The following is a 16732-nucleotide window of genomic DNA, read 5'->3' as shown; positions in this document are numbered from 1 at the left end:
CGCCGGCTCGATCCCGAGGACACATCCGTGACCGCAGCCGCCACACCGGCCGCCTCGCCCGCCTCGACGGGCGAGCAGCCCGGTGTGCGCCTGGCACGGTCCCGGCGCAACGCCGAGCTGTCCCTGCTCCTGCTCGCCATGGTCCTGGTGGCGGCATACGCGGCGACGGTCGAGGCGAACGTGCTGGACACGGTCACCCCGGACTTCTGGATCCCGGCCGCCGCGCTGGGGCTGGTCTTCCTGGGCCTGCACCTGGTGATCCGCTGGTTGGCGCCGTTCGCCGACCCGGCGCTGCTGCCGGCGGTCGCCCTGCTCAACGGCATCGGCGTCGGTTTCCTGCGTCGCTACGACCTGGCTCAGTCCCCTCCCGAGCAGCGGGAGACCCTGGCCATCTTCGCCGGCACCGGCGGGCAACAGCTCGCCTGGACGCTGGGCGCGGTGGTGCTCGCCGCCGGCCTGCTGGCGATCATGCGGGACCACCGCTCGCTGTCGCGCTATGCGTACACCCTGGGATTGGCCGGCATCGTGCTGGTGATGATCCCGGCGGTGCTGCCGGCACGGTTCTCCGAGAGGAACGGCGCGAAGCTTTGGATCATCGTGCCCGGGCTGGGGCAGATCCAGCCGGGTGAGTTCGCCAAGCTCGCCCTGCTCGCCTTCTTCGCGTACTACCTGGTCCGCAAGCGCGAGGTGCTCTCGCTGGCCAGCCGCCGGGTGCTCGGCGTCGACTTCCCGCGCGGGCGGGACCTCGGCCCGGTCCTCGTCGTCTGGTTGATCAGCCTCCTGGTGCTGGTCTTCGAGAAGGACCTGGGCACGTCGCTGCTCTACTTCGGCATGTTCGTGGTGACGCTCTACATCGCCACCGAACGGGTGAGCTGGCTGCTCATCGGTCTGATCCTGTTCTTCGGCGGCGCCTATCTGGCGTACGCGCTGGGCAGCACGGTGGGCGGTCCGTTCGCCAACTTCTACGACCGGGCGCAGATCTGGCTGGACCCGTTCGCGGAGCCGTACGACCGGGGCTACCAGCTGGTCCAGGGTCTGCTCACGCTCGGCACCGGCGGCCTGTTCGGTGCCGGTCCGGGTGGCGGGCAGCCCACCCTGCTGCCCGAGGTGCAGACCGACTTCATCTTCGCCGGCATCGGTGAGGAGATCGGCCTGTTCGGCCTCTCCGCGCTGCTGGTGGTCTATCTGCTGATCGTCGAGCGGGGGCTGCGGGCCGCGCTGGCGGTCCGGGACTCGTTCGGCAAGCTGCTCGCCGGCGGCCTGGCCTTCACCCTGGGCCTGCAGGTCTTCGTCATCGTCGGCGGGATCAGCAAGCTCATCCCGCTGACCGGCCAGACCACCCCGTTCCTCTCCGCCGGCGGTTCGTCCCTGATGGCGAACTGGCTGCTGATCGCGGTGCTGCTCCGGGTCTCCGACGGCGCTCGCCGACCGGTGACCGGCGGTGGCGGTCCGGCGGCCCGGCCCTCGGGTGGCCCGCCGGAGCAGTTGCACGGTGCCCCCACGGAGGTGATCCGGCCGTGAACGCACCCCTGCGCCGCGTCGGCGTGGTCGTCATGATCCTGTTCGGGTTGCTCTTCGCCAACCTGAACTGGATCCAGGGCTACAAGGCCGACGAATACCGCAACAGCGACTACAACGGCCGGGTCCAGGTCGCCGAGTACGACCGCAAGCGCGGCAACATCGAGGTCGGTGGCACCGCGGTCGCGCTCAGCAAGGAGACCGACGGCAAGCTGAAGTTCCAGCGCACCTACCCGGGCGGCGCGATGTACGCGCACGCGCTGGGCTACAAGCCGGTCAACCTGGGCGACACCGGCATCGAGCGGCTGGAGAACGACTTCCTCGCCGGCACCAGCGACCAGCTGATCGCCAACCGGATCAAGGACATGTTCACCGGCGATCAGACCGGTGGCGGCAACGTGCTGCTGACCCTCTCCAAGCGGGCCCAAGAGGCGGCGTACAAGCAGCTCAACGACAACCAGGTCGGTGCGAAGCGCGGCGCGGCCATCGCGATCGACCCGCGGACCGGGGCGGTGCAGGCGCTGGTCTCCATGCCGAGCTTCGACCCGAACCCGCTGGCCAGCCACGACACCAGCAAGGCCACGGCGGAGTACAACAAGCTCGACAAGGACAAGGACCGCCCGCTGGCGAACCGCGCGCTCGCCGAGACCCTGCCGCCGGGCTCCACCTTCAAGATCGTGGTGGCCGCGGCGGCGCTGGAGAACGGCGTCACCCAGCAGACCGACATCCCGGCCGGGTCGAGCTACACGCCGCCCACCTCAGGCACGCCGATCCGCAACGCCGCCCCGTCGATCTGCCCGGAGGCCCAGGTCAGCCTCCGCGAGGCGGTGACCGAGTCCTGCAACACCGGCTTCGCCAAGCTCGGCGTCCGGCTCGGCGCGGACAAGATCAAGGAGAAGGCCCGCGCGTTCGGCTTCGAGCAGGACGACCTCACGGTCGGCGAAGCCGGCGAGAAGGGCGGCCTGCCCGTGGCGGCCAGCCGCACCGGGGACATGCAGAACCCGGATGGCGGCACCGACCCGGCCGCGCTGGCCCAGTCCTCGATCGGCCAGAACAACGTGCGGATGACCCCGCTGCAGGGCGCGCTGATCGCCGCCACGGTCGCCAACGGCGGCAGCCAGATGCGGCCGTACCTGGTCAAGCAGCTGCTCGGGCCGGACCGCACCACCGTCTACGACGCCGCCAAGCCGCGCGAGCTGCGCCAGCCGGTCAGCGGTCAGGTCGCCGGCGACCTGCGGGACATGATGGTCAACGTGGTCAAGGAGGGCACCGGCCGGAAGGCCGCCTTCGAGGGCTACACCGTCGGCGGCAAGACCGGCACCGCCCAGTCCGGCCCGAACACCCCCGACCACGGCTGGTTCATCGGCTTCGCCCTGGATAAGAACGGCACCCCGGTGTCGGCCGTGTGTGTCGAGCTGGAGCAGGCGGGCAGCGGCGGCAGTGCCGAGGCGGCCCGCATCGGCGGCCGGATCATGGCGGCGGCCATCGCGGAAGGCCGCTGACATGCTCAGCCCGGGTGTGCAGCTCGGCAACCGCTACCGCCTCGACGAGCGGATCGCCAGCGGTGGCATGGGCGACGTCTGGCGCGGCACCGACCAGGTGCTGGGCCGCACGGTCGCGGTCAAGAGCCTGCTCCCCGCCCTGCTCGACGAGCCGGGCTTCGCCGAGCGGTTCCGCGGCGAGGCGCGCACCATGGCCACCATCAACCACCCCGGCGTGGTCGACGTCTACGACTTCGGCAGTGACCAGCAGATCGCCTTCCTGGTCATGGAGTACGTGGAGGGCGACGCGCTCTCCTCGACGCTCAGCCGGGTCGGCCGGCTCACCCCGGCCCGGACCATGGCCCTGCTCGCCCAGGCTGCCGACGCGCTGCACGCCGCCCACGAGAAGGGCATCGTGCACCGCGACGTGAAGCCCGGCAACCTGCTGGTCCGGCCCAACGGCACGCTGGTGCTCACCGACTTCGGCATCGCCCGCTCCGACCTGGTTGGCCAGCTCACCGCCGCCGGTTCGGTGCTCGGCACCGCCTCCTACATCTCCCCGGAGCAGGCCACCGGCGCCGTCGCCACGCCCGCCTCCGACGTCTACGCGCTCGGCGTGGTCGCGTACCAGTGCCTGGCCGGCCGGCGGCCCTTCGAGGGGGACAACCCGCTCGAGATCGCCATGAAGCACGTGCGCGAGGCGCCTCGGCCGCTCCCCGCCGACATCCCGTCGCAGGTCCGGGCCATCGTCGAGCGAGCCCTGGCGAAGGACCCGGCGGCCCGATGGCCGAGCGCCGCCGCCCTGGCCGGTGTCGCCCGGCAGGCCAAGCTCGCCCTGTCGCAGCAGGCGCGGGGCGGCCACCCGATCTCCGGCGTACCCGCTTCCCCGGCCGCGCCGGTCGCGCGGGCGCAGGTCCCGACGGCCACGCGCCCGCAGCCCCGCCCGCCCGCGGTGGCCGCCCGCCCGCCGGTGGCGCCCCGCCCGACCGCCGTGGCGCCGGCCCCGCAGCCGCGCCCGCCGGTCGCGCCGCGCGGCGCGGCGGCCGTCCCGCCGCCCCGGCAGCCCCACCCCCTCGGGTACGCCCGCCCGCCGGTCGCGCCCGCCCCGCGCCGGTCCCACGCCGGGCGGTGGCTGCTGGCCATCGTGCTGGCCGTGCTGGTCCTTGCCTGCTCCGGGATGATTTCGTACAGAATCCGGAACAATGCAGCGGCCGGCGACCCCGGCGCGCTTGCTCCGGTGAGCGTGACCTCCGGCGCGGTGCGGGCCCACGGGGGCGACTATCCGGTTTTCACGTCGTACCGTCGTGAGGTACGGCTCCGGCCGGCTGGCGGCGAGACGACGACGAGCGAAGGACGAGAGACGCGATGACAGCGCAGGCCCGCCTGCTCGGTGGCAGGTACCAGGTCGGCGAGCTGCTCGGCTACGGCGGCATGGCGGAGGTGCACCGCGGTCGCGATCTCCGGCTCGGTCGGGATGTCGCGATCAAGATGCTCCGGGCCGACCTGGCCCGGGACGCGACCTTCCAGATGCGGTTCCGCCGGGAGGCGCAGAACGCCGCCTCGCTGAACCACCCGGCCATCGTCGCCGTGTACGACACCGGCGAGGAGACCGCCCCGACCGGCGAGACGCTGCCGTTCATCGTGATGGAGTTCGTCAACGGGCGGACCCTCAAGGAGGTGCTCGGCGTCGAGGGCCGGCTCCAGCCACGCCGGGCGCTGGAGATCTGCGCCGACATGTGCGCGGCGCTGGAGTTCAGCCACCGGCACGGGATCATCCACCGGGACATCAAGCCCGGCAACGTGATGCTCACCCAGACCGGCCAGGTCAAGGTGATGGACTTCGGCATCGCCCGGGCGCTGGCCAGCGGCGCCACCACGATGACGCAGACCAGCGCGGTCATCGGCACGGCGCAGTATCTTTCCCCGGAGCAGGCGCGTGGCGAGGCGGTCGACGCCCGCTCCGACGTCTACGCGGCCGGGTGCGTGCTGTTCGAGCTGCTCTGCGGGCACCCGCCGTTCGTCGGGGACAGCCCGGTCAGCGTCGCGTACCAGCACGTGCGGGAGACGCCGCCCACGCCGAGCACCATCAACCCGGACGTCAACCCCGCCGTGGACGCCATCGTCCTCAAGGCGCTCTCCAAGAACCCGCTGAACCGCTACCAGAGCGCCGGTGAGATGCGGGCGGACCTGCTCCGCGCCGCCGCCGGCCGGCCGGTGCTGGCCACCCCGGTCATGCCGGCCGAGGAGACCATGCCGATGGCGCCGGCCGCGGCCGGTGGCTACCAGCAGACCCAGGTGATGGGCCCGCAGACCCGCCAGCAGGCGCCGGCCCGGGTCGGCGACGCGCGGAAGCGGAAGAGCTCTTCCTGGGTGATCGCCACCTTCGCGGCGCTCGGCGTGCTCGCGGTGATCGCCCTGGCCACCGCGCTCTGGCTCAACCAGACCGGCGCCGAGAAGGTGAACGTCCCGCAGCTGCAGGGCCGGACCCAGGCAGAGGCGCAGGCCGCCCTCACCCAGGCTGGGCTGCGGTTCACGCCCGGCGACCCGGTGCAGAACACCACGTGCGACAAGGGCACCGTGGTGGGCCAGGATCCGGCCTTCAACCAGCGGGTGGAGAAGAACACCGCGGTCACGGTCCAGATCTGCGGCGGCCCGAAGCAGGTCACCATCCCGGACGGGCTGGTGAACTCCCAGTTCGCGAACGTGAAGCAGCAGCTGGAGAACCTGGACCTCAAGGTCGATTCCGACGACGTCGACAGCAGCTTGCCCAAGGGGACCGTTGTCAAGGTCGACCCCAAACCGGGCAGCACGGTCCCCGCGGGGACCGAGGTGAAGGTCCAGGTCTCCCGGGGCAACGTCAACGAAGTGCCGGACGTCGTGGGCCTCTCCGAGGACGCGGCGGTGAGGCTGCTGAAGAACGCCGGTTACGAGGTGCGGACGCTGGACGGCGAGGAGGTCGCTCCGGACAAGGCCGGCAGGGTCAGCCGACAGAACCCCAAGGCCGATTCGAAGCTGCCTCGTGGTGAGCGGGTGACGATCTTTGTCGACGTCGCCGCGCCTGAGCCGACCGACAGCGCCAGCCCGGGCACTCCCTCGCCGGGCACGACGCCGACCACCCCCGGCGGCGGCGGCGGTGGGTTCCCGTTCCCGACGGTGACGCCGCCGACGAGGTTCAGCCAGCCCTGACCACAGGGCTCCAGTTTGGCGAGGTGGTGGTGTCCGGTCGTTCCGGGCACCACCACGTCGCGTAGCTGGGCGTGACGGACTCCTCAGGCCGCGGCGAACGCGGCCCGGCGGCGGGCGTCGACCTCGGCGGCCAGCTCCGGGGCCCGCTCCAGCGCCTCCGGATAGCCGCAGACGGCCAGCCAGTTGGCCAGCATGAGGTGGCCACCCTCGGTCAGCACCGACTCCGGGTGAAACTGGACGCCCTCGATCGGGAGCGTGCGGTGCCGCATGGCCATCACCACGCCGGAGGCGGTCCGGCCGGTGACCTCCAGCTCGTCGGGCAGCGTCTCGGGCAGCACGGCGAGCGAGTGGTAGCGGGTGGCCGTGAACGGGTCGGGCAGGCCAGCCAGCACGCCCACCCCCTGGTGCCGCACCTCGGAGGTCTTGCCGTGCAGCAGCTCCGGCGCCCGGGTCACGGTCGCGCCGAACGCCGCACCGATGGCCTGGTGACCGAGGCAGACCCCGAACAGGGGGAGCTTGCCGGCATACTCCCTGATCACGTCGAGGCAGATGCCGGCGCGGTCCGGGCTGCCCGGCCCGGGCGAGAGCAGCACGCCGTCGGCGCCCGCCCGGCCCACCTCGGCGACGTCGATCTCGTCGTTGCGCCGCACCTCGCAATCGACGCCGAGCTGGCCGAGGTACTGCACGAGGTTGAAGACGAACGAGTCGTAGTTGTCGATCACGAGGACGCGCATCGGGGTCACCTGCTCGGGGTGGAGGGCGGGGCGTTGTTCGACTCGGTGCTGTACGGGATGTCCTCCTCGGCCGGCCGTTCACTGGGCTCGGTGAGCCCGCCGCCGTCGTCCCCCGGCACCCCGGAGTCCTGGGTGACCTGCACGTCGTCGAAGGGTAGGAGGGGTTCGGCCCAGGGGAAGACCACGAACCAGAGCAGGGCGACCGTGGCGGCGGCCAGCAGCACCGAGCCGATCAGCTTTCCGGGGAGCCCGAGCGGGAGCTTCCGCCAGATCCATGCGTACACGGTCAGCCCTCCAGCTCGGCCGGGCGTCCCGCCGCCTTGGCCTGGGCGTGGTCCAGGCGGGCGTGGATGATCAGCCGCTGGTAGTTGTCGAACTTGGGGTTGCAGGTGGTCAGGGTGAGCAGCTTCTCGGTGGCCTTCTGGCCCGGCTTGCCCGGCACCGGCGCGACGACCTCCACCTGGGAGGGCTTGACGATCCGCTGCTGGTAGACGCGGTAGACGAGCCAGTCGGTCTTGGTCTCGACCACGATGGCGTCGCCGGACCTCAACTCGTCCAGGCGCCAGAACGTGGAGCGGATGCGGTGGCCGGCGACGGAGAAGTTGCCGACCTCGCCCGGCATGGCGCTCTTCGGATAGTGGCCGGGCGCGTACCGGATGTCGTCAGGGCTGACGCCCTCGACCACCACCCAGTGCTTGCCCAACGTCGGGAGGTAGAGCCCGGCGACCGGCTTGCCCTCCGCCGGCGGCTTCGGTTTGGTGCTGGGACCGGCGGACGGGCTGGGCCCGACCGTCGGGTCCGCCCCCCACTCCTGGGCGAGCTGGCTGCTCAGGTCGTTCTGGTGGGCGTCGACGATCACCGCCTTGCCCCAGATCTCGTAGCCGGCGAAGAGCAGCACCACCAGGCCGAAGGTGATCAGAACCTCGCCGGTGCCGCGCACGATCCCCCGCAGCCGGGAACCGACGGTGGGCCGGGTCAGCTCGGAGTAGACGCTCTTGTACCCCTCACCGGTCTGCTCGGGCCGGAGCTGCACGACCCGCTCCCCGCGGCGGGGCTGCGGCGGCTCGGCCGGGGTGCCGGCCGGGTCGCCGTCGCCGGTGTCCGGGACCGGAGGCACGGCGCCCATCAGCGCGGTGTGGTCCAGTGCCGCAGGGCTGGCCGGCGGGCGGCTGACGGCCGGGATCAGCGCGGTCGCTCCCGGGTCCGCGGGGCCGGTGGCCGCCGGACGCGCCGCCTCGCCGCGGCGGCGTTCGGCCGGGTTCCCGGCCCGGTGGCGCTCGCGCCGATCGCCGAGCGGTGGGATGAACGCGGTCGGCGCGTCACCGGGGCTGGAGGGCCTGACCTCGGCGGTCGGCGGGTCGAGCCGGCGCCCGGGAGCGGGCCGGTGCTGGTCCGGAGCGGGGCCCGGGGAACGCCGGTCGTGGGCGGCGGCGGGGCTTTGCGGCACCGCTGGCGGCGGTGACACCGGCCGGGCGCCGGGGGCCGGCGGCTGGCTCCGGTCGCCGGGCCAGGCCGGAGAGGGGGAGGCCGGCGGGCGTGGGCGCGCCGTCCGCTGGTCGGTGATCGGGGGCGGCGCGCCATGGTCCGGCCAGGGCAGGTCGAGCGGGGGGCGGGGCGGCGCAGGCGCCGGCCGGTCGACCTGCGGGAGGAAGGCGGTCGCGTCCTCGCTCTGGTCGCGATGGCGCCCGTCCCGCTCCCGGGGATCGTCCCGGGTCACCGCGGCACCTTGGCCGACTGCAGCGCGGTCGAGTCTTCGAATGCCGGCACGGTGACCGTGGAGACGGTCTCGGAGTAGCCGAGCTGGTAGTGGTCGACGGCTTCCCTGAACAACCGGACTCCCTCGGACGCGGCGAGTTCCCGCTGGAAGGCGGCGGGGTCGCCGATGGCCACTATCTTGAAAGGAGGGGAGTACACCCGGCCGTGCAGCAGCAGAGTGTTACCGACGCAGCGTACCGCGCTGGTGCTGAGCACGCGGACGTTCATGATTGACATGGCCTCCGCGCCGCCCGCCCAGAGCGCGTTCACGACGGCCTGGACGTCGCTCTGGTGGACCACCAGGTCGTCGTTGCTCGCACCCTTGGGCAGGGCCTGGTCGGCACGCCGCGGCGCGTCGTTCAGCTCGATGGTGATGCCGTTGCCGGTGAGCGCGGTGAACCCGGCGGCCTGCCGGCTGGCGGCGGCCCGGTCCTGCTGTGCCTTGATCGGGCCGTCGGCGCCGGCCAGGGCGCCGGTCTGCTCCTCGACCTCGGCGCGCAGCCGGGCGGCTTTCGCCTCGCTGGCCGCGACCTCCTCGCGCCGGTCCTCGATCAACTGGGTGAGCTGGGGACGCCGGTCCTCCCGCAGCGGGGTGCCGCCGGCGGTGGTCGCGGTCGTGGTGAAGAGGAGGCCGGCCGCGGCGGCGATCAGGGGTACGCCGATCGACCAGCCCGGGCGGCGCTGACGCGGCCGGCGCGGCAGCAGGCCGACCACCGCGCGCCGGAGGACCTTCTGCCAGGAGGCGGCGCCGGACGTGTACTCCACCGGGCGTTCCCTTTCCCGTCGTCTCGTTCCGGCCCGCGACGGCGCGGACCGGTCTGCTCGACCCGAAAAGTCCCGCCCTTTTCGGTCACTCGGTGCACCGGCCTGACCCCATTCGTGGCCTGGAGGGTCCGGCGGGACTACGCTAGCTGTCGAACATTATTGGCCATGGACCGTCGCCCCCGCGCCCGGTTGTCAGGCCGGACGAGGTCGTACCCCCCTCTGGAGAGCGTCGTGCCCAAGTCTCAGGTCCGCAAGAAGAAGGTGTACACCCCGCCGACGGACGTGCGTCCGACGGCGACGGCGGCGACGCGCAAGCCTAGCCCGGTCTGGCTGCCGATCACCGCGGTCGCGCTGATCGTGGTGGGCATCGGCTGGCTGGTGATCTACTACCTCTCCGAGCAGGCGTACCCGGTCGCGACGTGGGGCTACTGGAACCTCGCCGTGGGCTTCGGCGCGATGGTCTCCTCGCTGATCCTGCTCTCCCGCTGGCGCTGATCCCGCCGGCTCCACCGCCCCTGCCGCACCGGGCGTAGGTCACGCCGGGACGCCCCTGAACGGCGCCCGGCGCCCGCTGCCCCTAAGGTGTCGGCAGGGCGGCGTGGCCGATGCGAGATGACTCACGTTACTGCTGGGTAACCTTGCGCGTAGGCTGCACTGACAAGCAGCAGACCGGGAGGCCAACTCGATGGGCAGCGTCCAGATCGTCACCACGATCCTCGCGGCCGCCATCACCGCCGTGGCGGTGGGGCTTGCGGTGCGCGCGGTCATGAAGATGACGGCCGTCATCCGGCTCGGGCAGCCCGCGCCGGAGCGGTTCACCGACAAGGGCGCCCGCACGAAGAAGATGCTGGTCGAGACCGCCGGCCACACCCGCATGCTCAAGTGGGGCGTGGTGGGCGCGGCGCACTGGTTCGTGATGGTCGGCTTCATCGTGCTGTCGCTGCTGGTGCTCGAGGCGTACTTCGAGGTGGTCACCCCGGGCGGCGGGCTGCCGATCATCGGGCACTGGACGATCTTCGGCCTGGCCACCGAGTGGATCGGGATCCTGGGCCTGGCCGGCATCCTCGTGCTCATGGGCATCCGGCTGCGCAACCGGCCCACCCGGCCGGGCGGCCGCTCCCGGTTCACCGGCTCGACCATGTGGCAGGGCTACTTCGTCGAGTGGGTCGTGCTGCTGGTCCTGATCTTCGGCTTCGTGATCCGCGGCTTCAAGGTCGCCACCGACCACTTCGAGTACCCGGTCTGGGCCACCCCGCTGAGTCACGCGGTCGGCGCCGCGCTCCCGGCCTGGACGGCCGGCGTCAGCGTGGCCGCCCTCATCAAGATCGCCATTTCGATGACCTGGCTCATCGTGATCTCCCTGAACGTCACCATGGGTGTCGCCTGGCACCGGTTCCTGGCGTTCCCGAACATCTTCTTCAAGCGCGAGCCCGAGAAGGCCGCCGGCTCCGGCCTGGGCGCGCTCCGGCCGATGATGAGCGACGGCAAGCCGCTCGACTTCGAGGAGGCCGACCCGGAGAAGGACCAGTTCGGCGTCGCCCAGGTCGAGCAGTTCACCTGGAAGGGCCTGCTGGACTTCAGCACCTGCACCGAGTGCGGCCGGTGCCAGTCGCAGTGCCCGGCCTGGAACACCGGCAAGCCGCTGTCGCCGAAGCTGCTCGTGCTGAGCCTGCGCGACCACGCGTACGCCAAGGCGCCGTACCTGCTGGCCGGCGGGGGCAAGGACCTGACCGGCGAGGAGAAGGCCACCGCCGCGCAGCTCGCCCACATGGACGTGCTGGCCCTCGCCGAGGCCGACCGGCCGCTGATCGGCACCGCCGAGGAGGGCGGCGTCATCGACCCGGACGTGCTCTGGTCGTGCACCACCTGCGGCGCCTGCGTCGAGCAGTGCCCGGTGGACATCGAGCACGTCGACCACATCGTCGACATGCGCCGCTACCAGGTGCTGATCGAGTCGAGCTTCCCGTCCGAGGCCGGCGTCATGCTCCGCAACCTGGAGAACAAGGGCAACCCGTGGGGCGCCCCGCAGAACACCCGCGAGGACTGGACCAAGGGCCTCGGCTTCGAGGTGCCGCGGGTCGGCGAGGTCGACGACTTCGAGTACCTGTTCTGGGTCGGCTGCGCCGGCGCGTTCGAGGACCGGGCCAAGAAGACCACCCGCGCGGTGGCCACGCTGCTCAACGAGGCCGGCGTCTCCTTCGCCATCCTCGGCGAGGGCGAGACCTGCTCCGGCGACCCGGCCCGGCGGATCGGCAACGAGTTCGTCTTCCAGATGCTCGCCCAGCAGAACGTCGAGACGTTGAACGAGGCGTTCGAGGGCCGGGAGAAGAGCAAGCGGAAGATCGTCGCCACCTGCCCGCACTGCTTCAACACCCTCGGCAACGAGTACGGCCAGCTCGGCGGCGAGTTCGAGGTGGTGCACCACACCCAGTTGCTGGCCCACCTGGTGGCCGCCGGCAAGCTCACCCCGGTGCAGCCGGTCGACGGCGGGGTCACCTACCACGACCCCTGCTACCTGGGCCGGCACAACCGGGTCTTCGCCGCCCCGCGTGAGGTGCTCGGCGACTCGATCCAGGGCGAGCTGACCGAGATGCCGCGCAACAGCGAGCGCTCCTTCTGCTGCGGCGCCGGCGGCGCCCGGATGTGGATGGAGGAGAAGATCGGCAAGCGGATCAACGTGGACCGGGTCGAGGAGGCCATGTCCACCGGGGCGAAGACCATCGCGGTCGGCTGCCCGTTCTGCTCGACGATGCTCAACGACGGTGTCAACGGCAAGGGCGCCGGCGAGCAGGTCGAGGTGGTCGACGTGGCCAGCGTGCTGCTCCGCTCGGTGAAGCCGGACGCCCCGGCGGGCGAGAAGGAGACCGAGGCGGTCGCCGGCTGAGGCGTACCCCCGACAGGGCTGAACCACGACGGCGGCGGCACCCACCCGGGTGCCGCCGCCGTCGTCGGTCAGGAGACCGTCGTGGCCGCGATGGCGGCCGTGGTGGCGGCGGTCGTCGCCACCAGCACCGCGGCCTGCGTCTCCTCGATGGCCTTCTTGGTGGCCGCGGAGGCCCAGTCGCCCGCCGAGATCTCGGCCAGGCGGCCCTTGACCCGATCCCTGGGCAGCTCGCGGAAGAGCTTCCGGTCCAGGCCGACCGCCCGGGTCAGGGTGAGCAGCGCGGCCGTCCGCGCGTCCACCGGACCGTCGGCGGCCAGCGCGGCGCGCAGCCGCTCCCGGGCCGCCGTCTCCACGGCCGGCTCCGCGCCGGTGGGCGAGGGATAGCGGGTACGCGGGAACACCCACAGCACCCGCTCCGACTCGCGGCGCAGCACCCCGGCGTCGACCAGCCCGTCGAGCACCCGGTCCGGCAGGCCCTTGGCCAGCCTGCCGATCCAGTCCTTCGGCTTGCGCGGCCGGTCCCCGCCGACGGTGGCGAGCGCCTGGTCCAGCAGCGGCACGCCGGTCGGGGCGGGGTCGGCCACCCGCAGCCGGCCGCCGGTCACCTCGACCCGGCCGGCCAGGGCCAGCTCCAGCAGGACAGCCCCGGCGAGCCCGTAGTCCAGGTGCGGCCGGCCGAGCCGGTTGGTGCCGGCGTCGTCGTAGGCGAGCAGGACCAGTTCGTCGGTGAGCAGCAGGCGGTTCATGCGATCCACGCTACGTCCGGGTCGCCAGCCCGCCGGTCGCCGGTTCGTGCCCGCTGCCGGCCCGTGGAACAATCGCGCTCATCGACGGCCTGCTGCTTACCGCGCTGTTGCCCCTGGTCGGCTTCGTGCTGCTGACCGCCGGCAACGCGTTCTTCGTCGCGGCCGAGTTCGCCCTGGTCACCGTCGACCGGGCGGAGATCGACCGGCGGGCCGGCGAGGGCGACGGCCGGGCCGGCACGGTACGCCGGGCGTTGCGCGAGCTGTCCTTCCAGCTCTCCGGCGCCCAGCTCGGCATCACGATCACCGCGCTGCTCACCGGCTATCTGGCCGAGCCGGCGCTGGCCCGCCTCTTCGCTCCGCTGCTGCGCCCGGTCGACGGGGCGGAACGGTTCACCGGGCTGCTCGCCCTGGCGCTGGCCACCCTCATCTCGATGCTCTTCGGCGAGCTGGTGCCCAAGAACCTCGCGCTGGCCCGGCCGATGCCCACCGCGCTCGGCACCGCCGGGCCGATGCGGACCTTCTCCCGCACCTTCGGCTGGCTGATCCGGTTGCTCAACGACTCGGCCAACCGGCTGGTCCGGCGGCTCGGCGTGGAGCCGCAGGAGGAGCTGGCCAGCGCCCGGTCCCCGGAGGAACTGGGGCTGCTCGCCGCCATCTCCGCCCGGGCCGGTGCGCTGCCGCCGGACACCGCCATGCTGCTGCGCCGCACCATCCGGTTCGGTGACAAGCGGGCCGCCGAGGCGATGACCCCGCGGGTCGACGTGATCGCGCTGCGGGCCACCGCGACGGTCGCCGAGCTGCTGGACCTGTCCCGGCAGACCGGCCGGACCCGCTTCCCGGTCTACGAGGAGACGCTGGACCTGGTCACCGGCGTGGCCGGGGTGCCCGACGCGCTCGGCGTGCCGCTGGCCAGCCGGGCCGCCACCACGGTCGCCGCGGTGGCCCGCGAACCGGTGTACGTCCCGGAGAGCCTCGACCTCGACGGGGTGCTGGCGGCGCTCAAGGACGCCGGCGCCGACCTGGCCATCGTGGTCGACGAGTACGGCGGCACGGACGGCGTGGTGACCGTGGAGGACCTGGTGGAGGAGCTGGTCGGGGAGATCGCCGACGAGTTCGACCCGGCCGCGGTGGACGATTTCGGGCCGGTCGAGCTGACCGTGCCGGGCGGCGAGCGCACCGTGCTGGTGGACGGCGTGCTGCGTGAGGACGAGCTGGTCGAGCAGACCGGCTTCCGGCTGCCCGAGGGGCCGTACGAGACGCTGGCCGGCTTCCTGATGGCCCGGCTCGGGCACATCCCGGTGCCGGGCGAGACGGTCGACGAGGCCGGGTACGAGTTCACCGTGGTGGAGATCGACCGGCACCGGATCGAGCAGGTCCGGGTGGTGCGCCCCGAGGAGCCCGACGACGGTGAGTGAGCTGCTGGTGGCCCTGGTGCTGCTGCTCGGCAACGCCTTCTTCGTGGGCAGCGAGTTCGCCCTCATCGCCTCCCGCCGTACGGTGCTCGAACCGCTGGCGGCGACCTCGAAGCGGGCCCGGTGGGCGCTGTCGGCGATGAACCAGATCCCGCTGATGATCGCCGGGGCGCAGCTCGGCATCACGGTCTGCTCGCTCGGCCTCGGCGCGATCGCCGAGCCGGCCCTGGCCCACCTGCTGGAGGCGCCGTTCGAGGCGCTCGGCCTGCCCGCCTCGGCGGTGCACCCGGTGGCCTTCGTGATCGCCCTCGGCGTGGTGGTCTTCCTGCACACCGTGGTCGGCGAGATGGTGCCGAAGAACATCACCCTGGCCGGCCCGGAGCCGTCGGCCCTCTGGCTGGGCCCGGCCATGCTGGCCTTCTGCCTGGCCACCAAGCCGCTGCTGCTGGCCATGAAGTGGTCGGCCCGGCAGGTGCTGTGGCTGTGGCGGGTGGAGGCGACCGACGCCGTGAAGACGGTGTTCACCGCGGAGGAGCTGGCCGGCCTGGTCTCGCAGGCGCGTACCGAGGGGTTGCTGGACGCCGAGGAGCACGCCCGGATCACCGGCGCGCTGGCCCTGCACAGCCGGACGGCAGCGGACGCCCTGCAACCCTGGTCGACGGTGACCACGGTGGCCGAGGACGTCTCACCGGCGTCGTTGGAGGTGCTGGCCACCCGCACGGGCCGGTCCCGCTTCCCGGTGGTGCAGCGGTCCACCCGCCGGGTGCTCGGTTTCGTCCACGTGAAGGACGTGCTGGGCTACGCCGGCGCGACCCGCCGGGCGCCCGTGCCGGCCGACATCTACCGGCCGCTGGCCGTGGTGCCGCCGGACCGTACGCTGGCCGACCTGTTGCTCTCGATGCGCCGCGAGCGCCGGCACATGGTGCTGGTGAGCGACGGACGTCGACCGCTCGGTGTGGTGACACTCGACGACGTATTGACAGCAATCGTTGGCAAGTGAATGAATACCCTTGGTGTGCAAGCGGTTGCGCAGACGTGATTGAACTGAAGGTCGCCTTGATTCCACCCCGGTGCCTTCCCTAATGTGGGGCACCGACCGCTGTGGGTCGTCTGCCTCGATCTTCCCTCTCGCGAGGCGCCCGGCGGTCGGTTGCAAAGGAGTCCGTGCCGGTGGCAACCATGCCCCCTCAACGTCACGCCCCGAGCCAGCCGCCCGGCCGGCCCGCCGGGTTCAGCCGGGTGGTACGCCGTCTCCTCACCGTGGTCGCGGCCGTCGCGGTCGGCGCCGGCATGCTGGCGGCCCCGGCGCACGCGGCGCCGTCGGTGGACGAGATCGACGCCCAGATCGACAAGCAGTGGGAGAAGCTCGAACCCACGATCGAGCAGTACAACAAGGTTCGCTCCCAGCTCAAGGTCAACAAGAAGAAGTCCGCGGACCTGCAGAAGAAGATGGTGCCGCTGGAGCTGGAGTCCGCGCTCGCCATGAACAAGGTCGGCGACATCGCCGCCCGCTACTACATCCAGGGCCCGTCCCAGGAGATGGGCGCCCTGCTGGTCAACAGCAGCCCGGGCACCCTCGCCGAGCAGCTGGTCATGCTCGACCGGCTCGCCGACGACCAGCGCAAGCAGATCGCCGGCGTGCTCGCCGTCCGGGACAAGTACAACCGGCAGAAGCAGAAGCTGGACGCGCTGATCGAGACCGAGCAGAAGCAGGAAGCCCAGCTTGCGGGGACGAAGAAGCAGATCGACTCCGAGATCAAGCGGCTCACCAAGATGCTGCCGGTGACCTCGATCCGACCGGCGGGCTGCCCGAAGATCGACGGCGTGGTCAGCAGTGCCGCGCGCACCGCGATCAAGACGGCGTGCGCGCAGGTCGGCGACCCGTACGTGTGGGGCGCCACCGGCCCGAACTCGTTCGACTGCTCCGGCCTCACCCAGTACGCCTACAAGTCGGCGGGCATCTCGCTCACCCACTTCACGGGCGCGCAGTGGAACGAGGGCCGCAAGGTTTCCCGCTCCGACGCCAGACCGGGTGATCTCGTCTTCTTCGGCAGCGACCTGCACCACGTCGGGCTCTATCTCGGCAACGGCGTGATGGTGCACGCGCCACGGACCGGCAAGCCGGTCCAGGTGTCGAGCATCAGCACACAGCCGCTCGCCGGTTTCGTCCGGGTCACCTGACCCGCCCCCCAAGCGACGAGAAGGCCCCCGGTCCATTTGGACCGGGGGCCTTCGCCGTCGAACGTCGCCG

Annotated in this window: 14 protein-coding genes; 9 read left to right on the top strand and 5 right to left on the bottom strand. The window is 72.1% G+C overall.

Features of this window, described 5'->3' with window-relative positions; all coding sequences use genetic code 11:
• Positions 1 to 27 precede the first annotated feature (27 nt).
• The 4 genes from ABZS80_RS04770 to pknB are packed head-to-tail and all read left to right on the top strand — an operon-like array spanning position 28 to position 6185.
• Positions 28 to 1521: an FtsW/RodA/SpoVE family cell cycle protein gene (locus ABZS80_RS04770; RefSeq protein WP_355054462.1), complete on the top strand. Its 1494-nt coding sequence runs from the start codon at positions 28 to 30 to the stop codon at positions 1519 to 1521.
• A complete protein-coding gene (locus ABZS80_RS04765; protein ID WP_355054461.1) occupies positions 1518 to 3020 on the top strand; it encodes a penicillin-binding transpeptidase domain-containing protein in 1503 nt (500 codons plus the stop codon). The genes ABZS80_RS04770 and ABZS80_RS04765 overlap by 4 nt, the downstream gene beginning before the upstream one ends.
• A 1-nt stretch (position 3021) precedes the next feature.
• Positions 3022 to 4368, top strand: a complete 1347-nt coding sequence (locus tag ABZS80_RS04760) for a protein kinase (protein WP_355054460.1) — start codon at positions 3022 to 3024, stop codon at positions 4366 to 4368.
• Entirely contained in the window at positions 4365 to 6185 is a 1821-nt protein-coding gene (gene pknB / locus ABZS80_RS04755) for a Stk1 family PASTA domain-containing Ser/Thr kinase (protein WP_355054459.1), read from the top strand. The genes ABZS80_RS04760 and pknB overlap by 4 nt, the downstream gene beginning before the upstream one ends.
• A gap of 83 nt (positions 6186 to 6268) precedes the next feature.
• Here pknB and ABZS80_RS04750 read toward each other — a convergent pair whose 3' ends face one another.
• Genes ABZS80_RS04750 through ABZS80_RS04735 form a run of 4 tightly spaced genes read right to left on the bottom strand, consistent with a single transcriptional unit; the run spans position 6269 to position 9439 of the window.
• Entirely contained in the window at positions 6269 to 6919 is a 651-nt protein-coding gene (locus tag ABZS80_RS04750) for an aminodeoxychorismate/anthranilate synthase component II (protein WP_355054458.1), read from the bottom strand.
• A 5-nt stretch (positions 6920 to 6924) separates the two neighbouring features.
• Positions 6925 to 7203, bottom strand: coding sequence for a hypothetical protein (locus tag ABZS80_RS04745; protein WP_355054457.1), 279 nt, complete (start codon positions 7201 to 7203; stop codon positions 6925 to 6927).
• A gap of 2 nt (positions 7204 to 7205) precedes the next feature.
• Positions 7206 to 8636 carry a class E sortase gene (locus ABZS80_RS04740; RefSeq protein ID WP_355054456.1) on the bottom strand — a complete coding sequence of 477 codons (1431 nt, stop codon included), beginning with the start codon at positions 8634 to 8636 and terminating at the stop codon, positions 7206 to 7208.
• Positions 8633 to 9439 carry a DUF881 domain-containing protein gene (locus tag ABZS80_RS04735; RefSeq protein WP_151462592.1) on the bottom strand — a complete coding sequence of 269 codons (807 nt, stop codon included), beginning with the start codon at positions 9437 to 9439 and terminating at the stop codon, positions 8633 to 8635. Before ABZS80_RS04735 ends, ABZS80_RS04740 begins: the two co-directional genes overlap by 4 nt.
• 231 nt (positions 9440 to 9670) lie before the next feature.
• On the opposite strand from ABZS80_RS04735, the gene ABZS80_RS04730 reads away from it, so the two are divergent.
• Positions 9671 to 9934 carry a cell division protein CrgA gene (locus tag ABZS80_RS04730; RefSeq protein WP_151462593.1) on the top strand — a complete coding sequence of 88 codons (264 nt, stop codon included), beginning with the start codon at positions 9671 to 9673 and terminating at the stop codon, positions 9932 to 9934.
• A gap of 190 nt (positions 9935 to 10124) precedes the next feature.
• On the top strand, positions 10125 to 12323 hold the full coding sequence (locus ABZS80_RS04725; protein WP_355054455.1) for a (Fe-S)-binding protein: 2199 nt from the start codon (positions 10125 to 10127) through the stop codon (positions 12321 to 12323).
• A gap of 68 nt (positions 12324 to 12391) precedes the next feature.
• Here ABZS80_RS04725 and ABZS80_RS04720 read toward each other — a convergent pair whose 3' ends face one another.
• Positions 12392 to 13069, bottom strand: coding sequence for a GPP34 family phosphoprotein (locus tag ABZS80_RS04720; RefSeq protein ID WP_355054454.1), 678 nt, complete (start codon positions 13067 to 13069; stop codon positions 12392 to 12394).
• A 107-nt stretch (positions 13070 to 13176) separates the two neighbouring features.
• Here ABZS80_RS04720 and ABZS80_RS04715 point away from each other — a divergent pair, with 107 nt between their 5' ends.
• The 3 genes from ABZS80_RS04715 to ABZS80_RS04705 all read left to right on the top strand — a co-directional run bounded on the left by ABZS80_RS04715 (position 13177) and on the right by ABZS80_RS04705 (position 16662).
• Complete coding sequence (locus tag ABZS80_RS04715; RefSeq protein ID WP_355054453.1) at positions 13177 to 14484, top strand: hemolysin family protein; 1308 nt, start codon at positions 13177 to 13179, stop codon at positions 14482 to 14484.
• Positions 14477 to 15481, top strand: coding sequence for a hemolysin family protein (locus ABZS80_RS04710; RefSeq protein ID WP_355054452.1), 1005 nt, complete (start codon positions 14477 to 14479; stop codon positions 15479 to 15481). Before ABZS80_RS04715 ends, ABZS80_RS04710 begins: the two co-directional genes overlap by 8 nt.
• A gap of 164 nt (positions 15482 to 15645) precedes the next feature.
• Complete coding sequence (locus ABZS80_RS04705) at positions 15646 to 16662, top strand: NlpC/P60 family protein (RefSeq protein ID WP_355054451.1); 1017 nt, start codon at positions 15646 to 15648, stop codon at positions 16660 to 16662.
• Positions 16663 to 16732 lie beyond the last annotated feature (70 nt).

The organism is Micromonospora sp. NPDC005305 (genome assembly GCF_040607315.1).
Lineage (GTDB): Bacteria > Actinomycetota > Actinomycetes > Mycobacteriales > Micromonosporaceae > Micromonospora.
Note: the sequence above shows the minus strand (reverse complement) of the source record. Positions and strands in the feature narration are given on the sequence as shown.

Bases quoted from the DNA above. Each gene is read 5' to 3' on its own strand.
- ABZS80_RS04760 (WP_355054460.1), top strand. From the start codon at position 3,022: ATGCTCAGCCCGGGTGTGCAGCTCGGCAACCGCTACCGCCTCGACGAG.
- pknB (WP_355054459.1), top strand. From the start codon at position 4,365: ATGACAGCGCAGGCCCGCCTGCTCGGTGGCAGGTACCAGGTCGGCGAG.
- ABZS80_RS04750 (WP_355054458.1), bottom strand. From the start codon at position 6,919: ATGCGCGTCCTCGTGATCGACAACTACGACTCGTTCGTCTTCAACCTC.
- ABZS80_RS04725 (WP_355054455.1), top strand. From the start codon at position 10,125: ATGGGCAGCGTCCAGATCGTCACCACGATCCTCGCGGCCGCCATCACC.
- ABZS80_RS04720 (WP_355054454.1), bottom strand. From the start codon at position 13,069: ATGAACCGCCTGCTGCTCACCGACGAACTGGTCCTGCTCGCCTACGAC.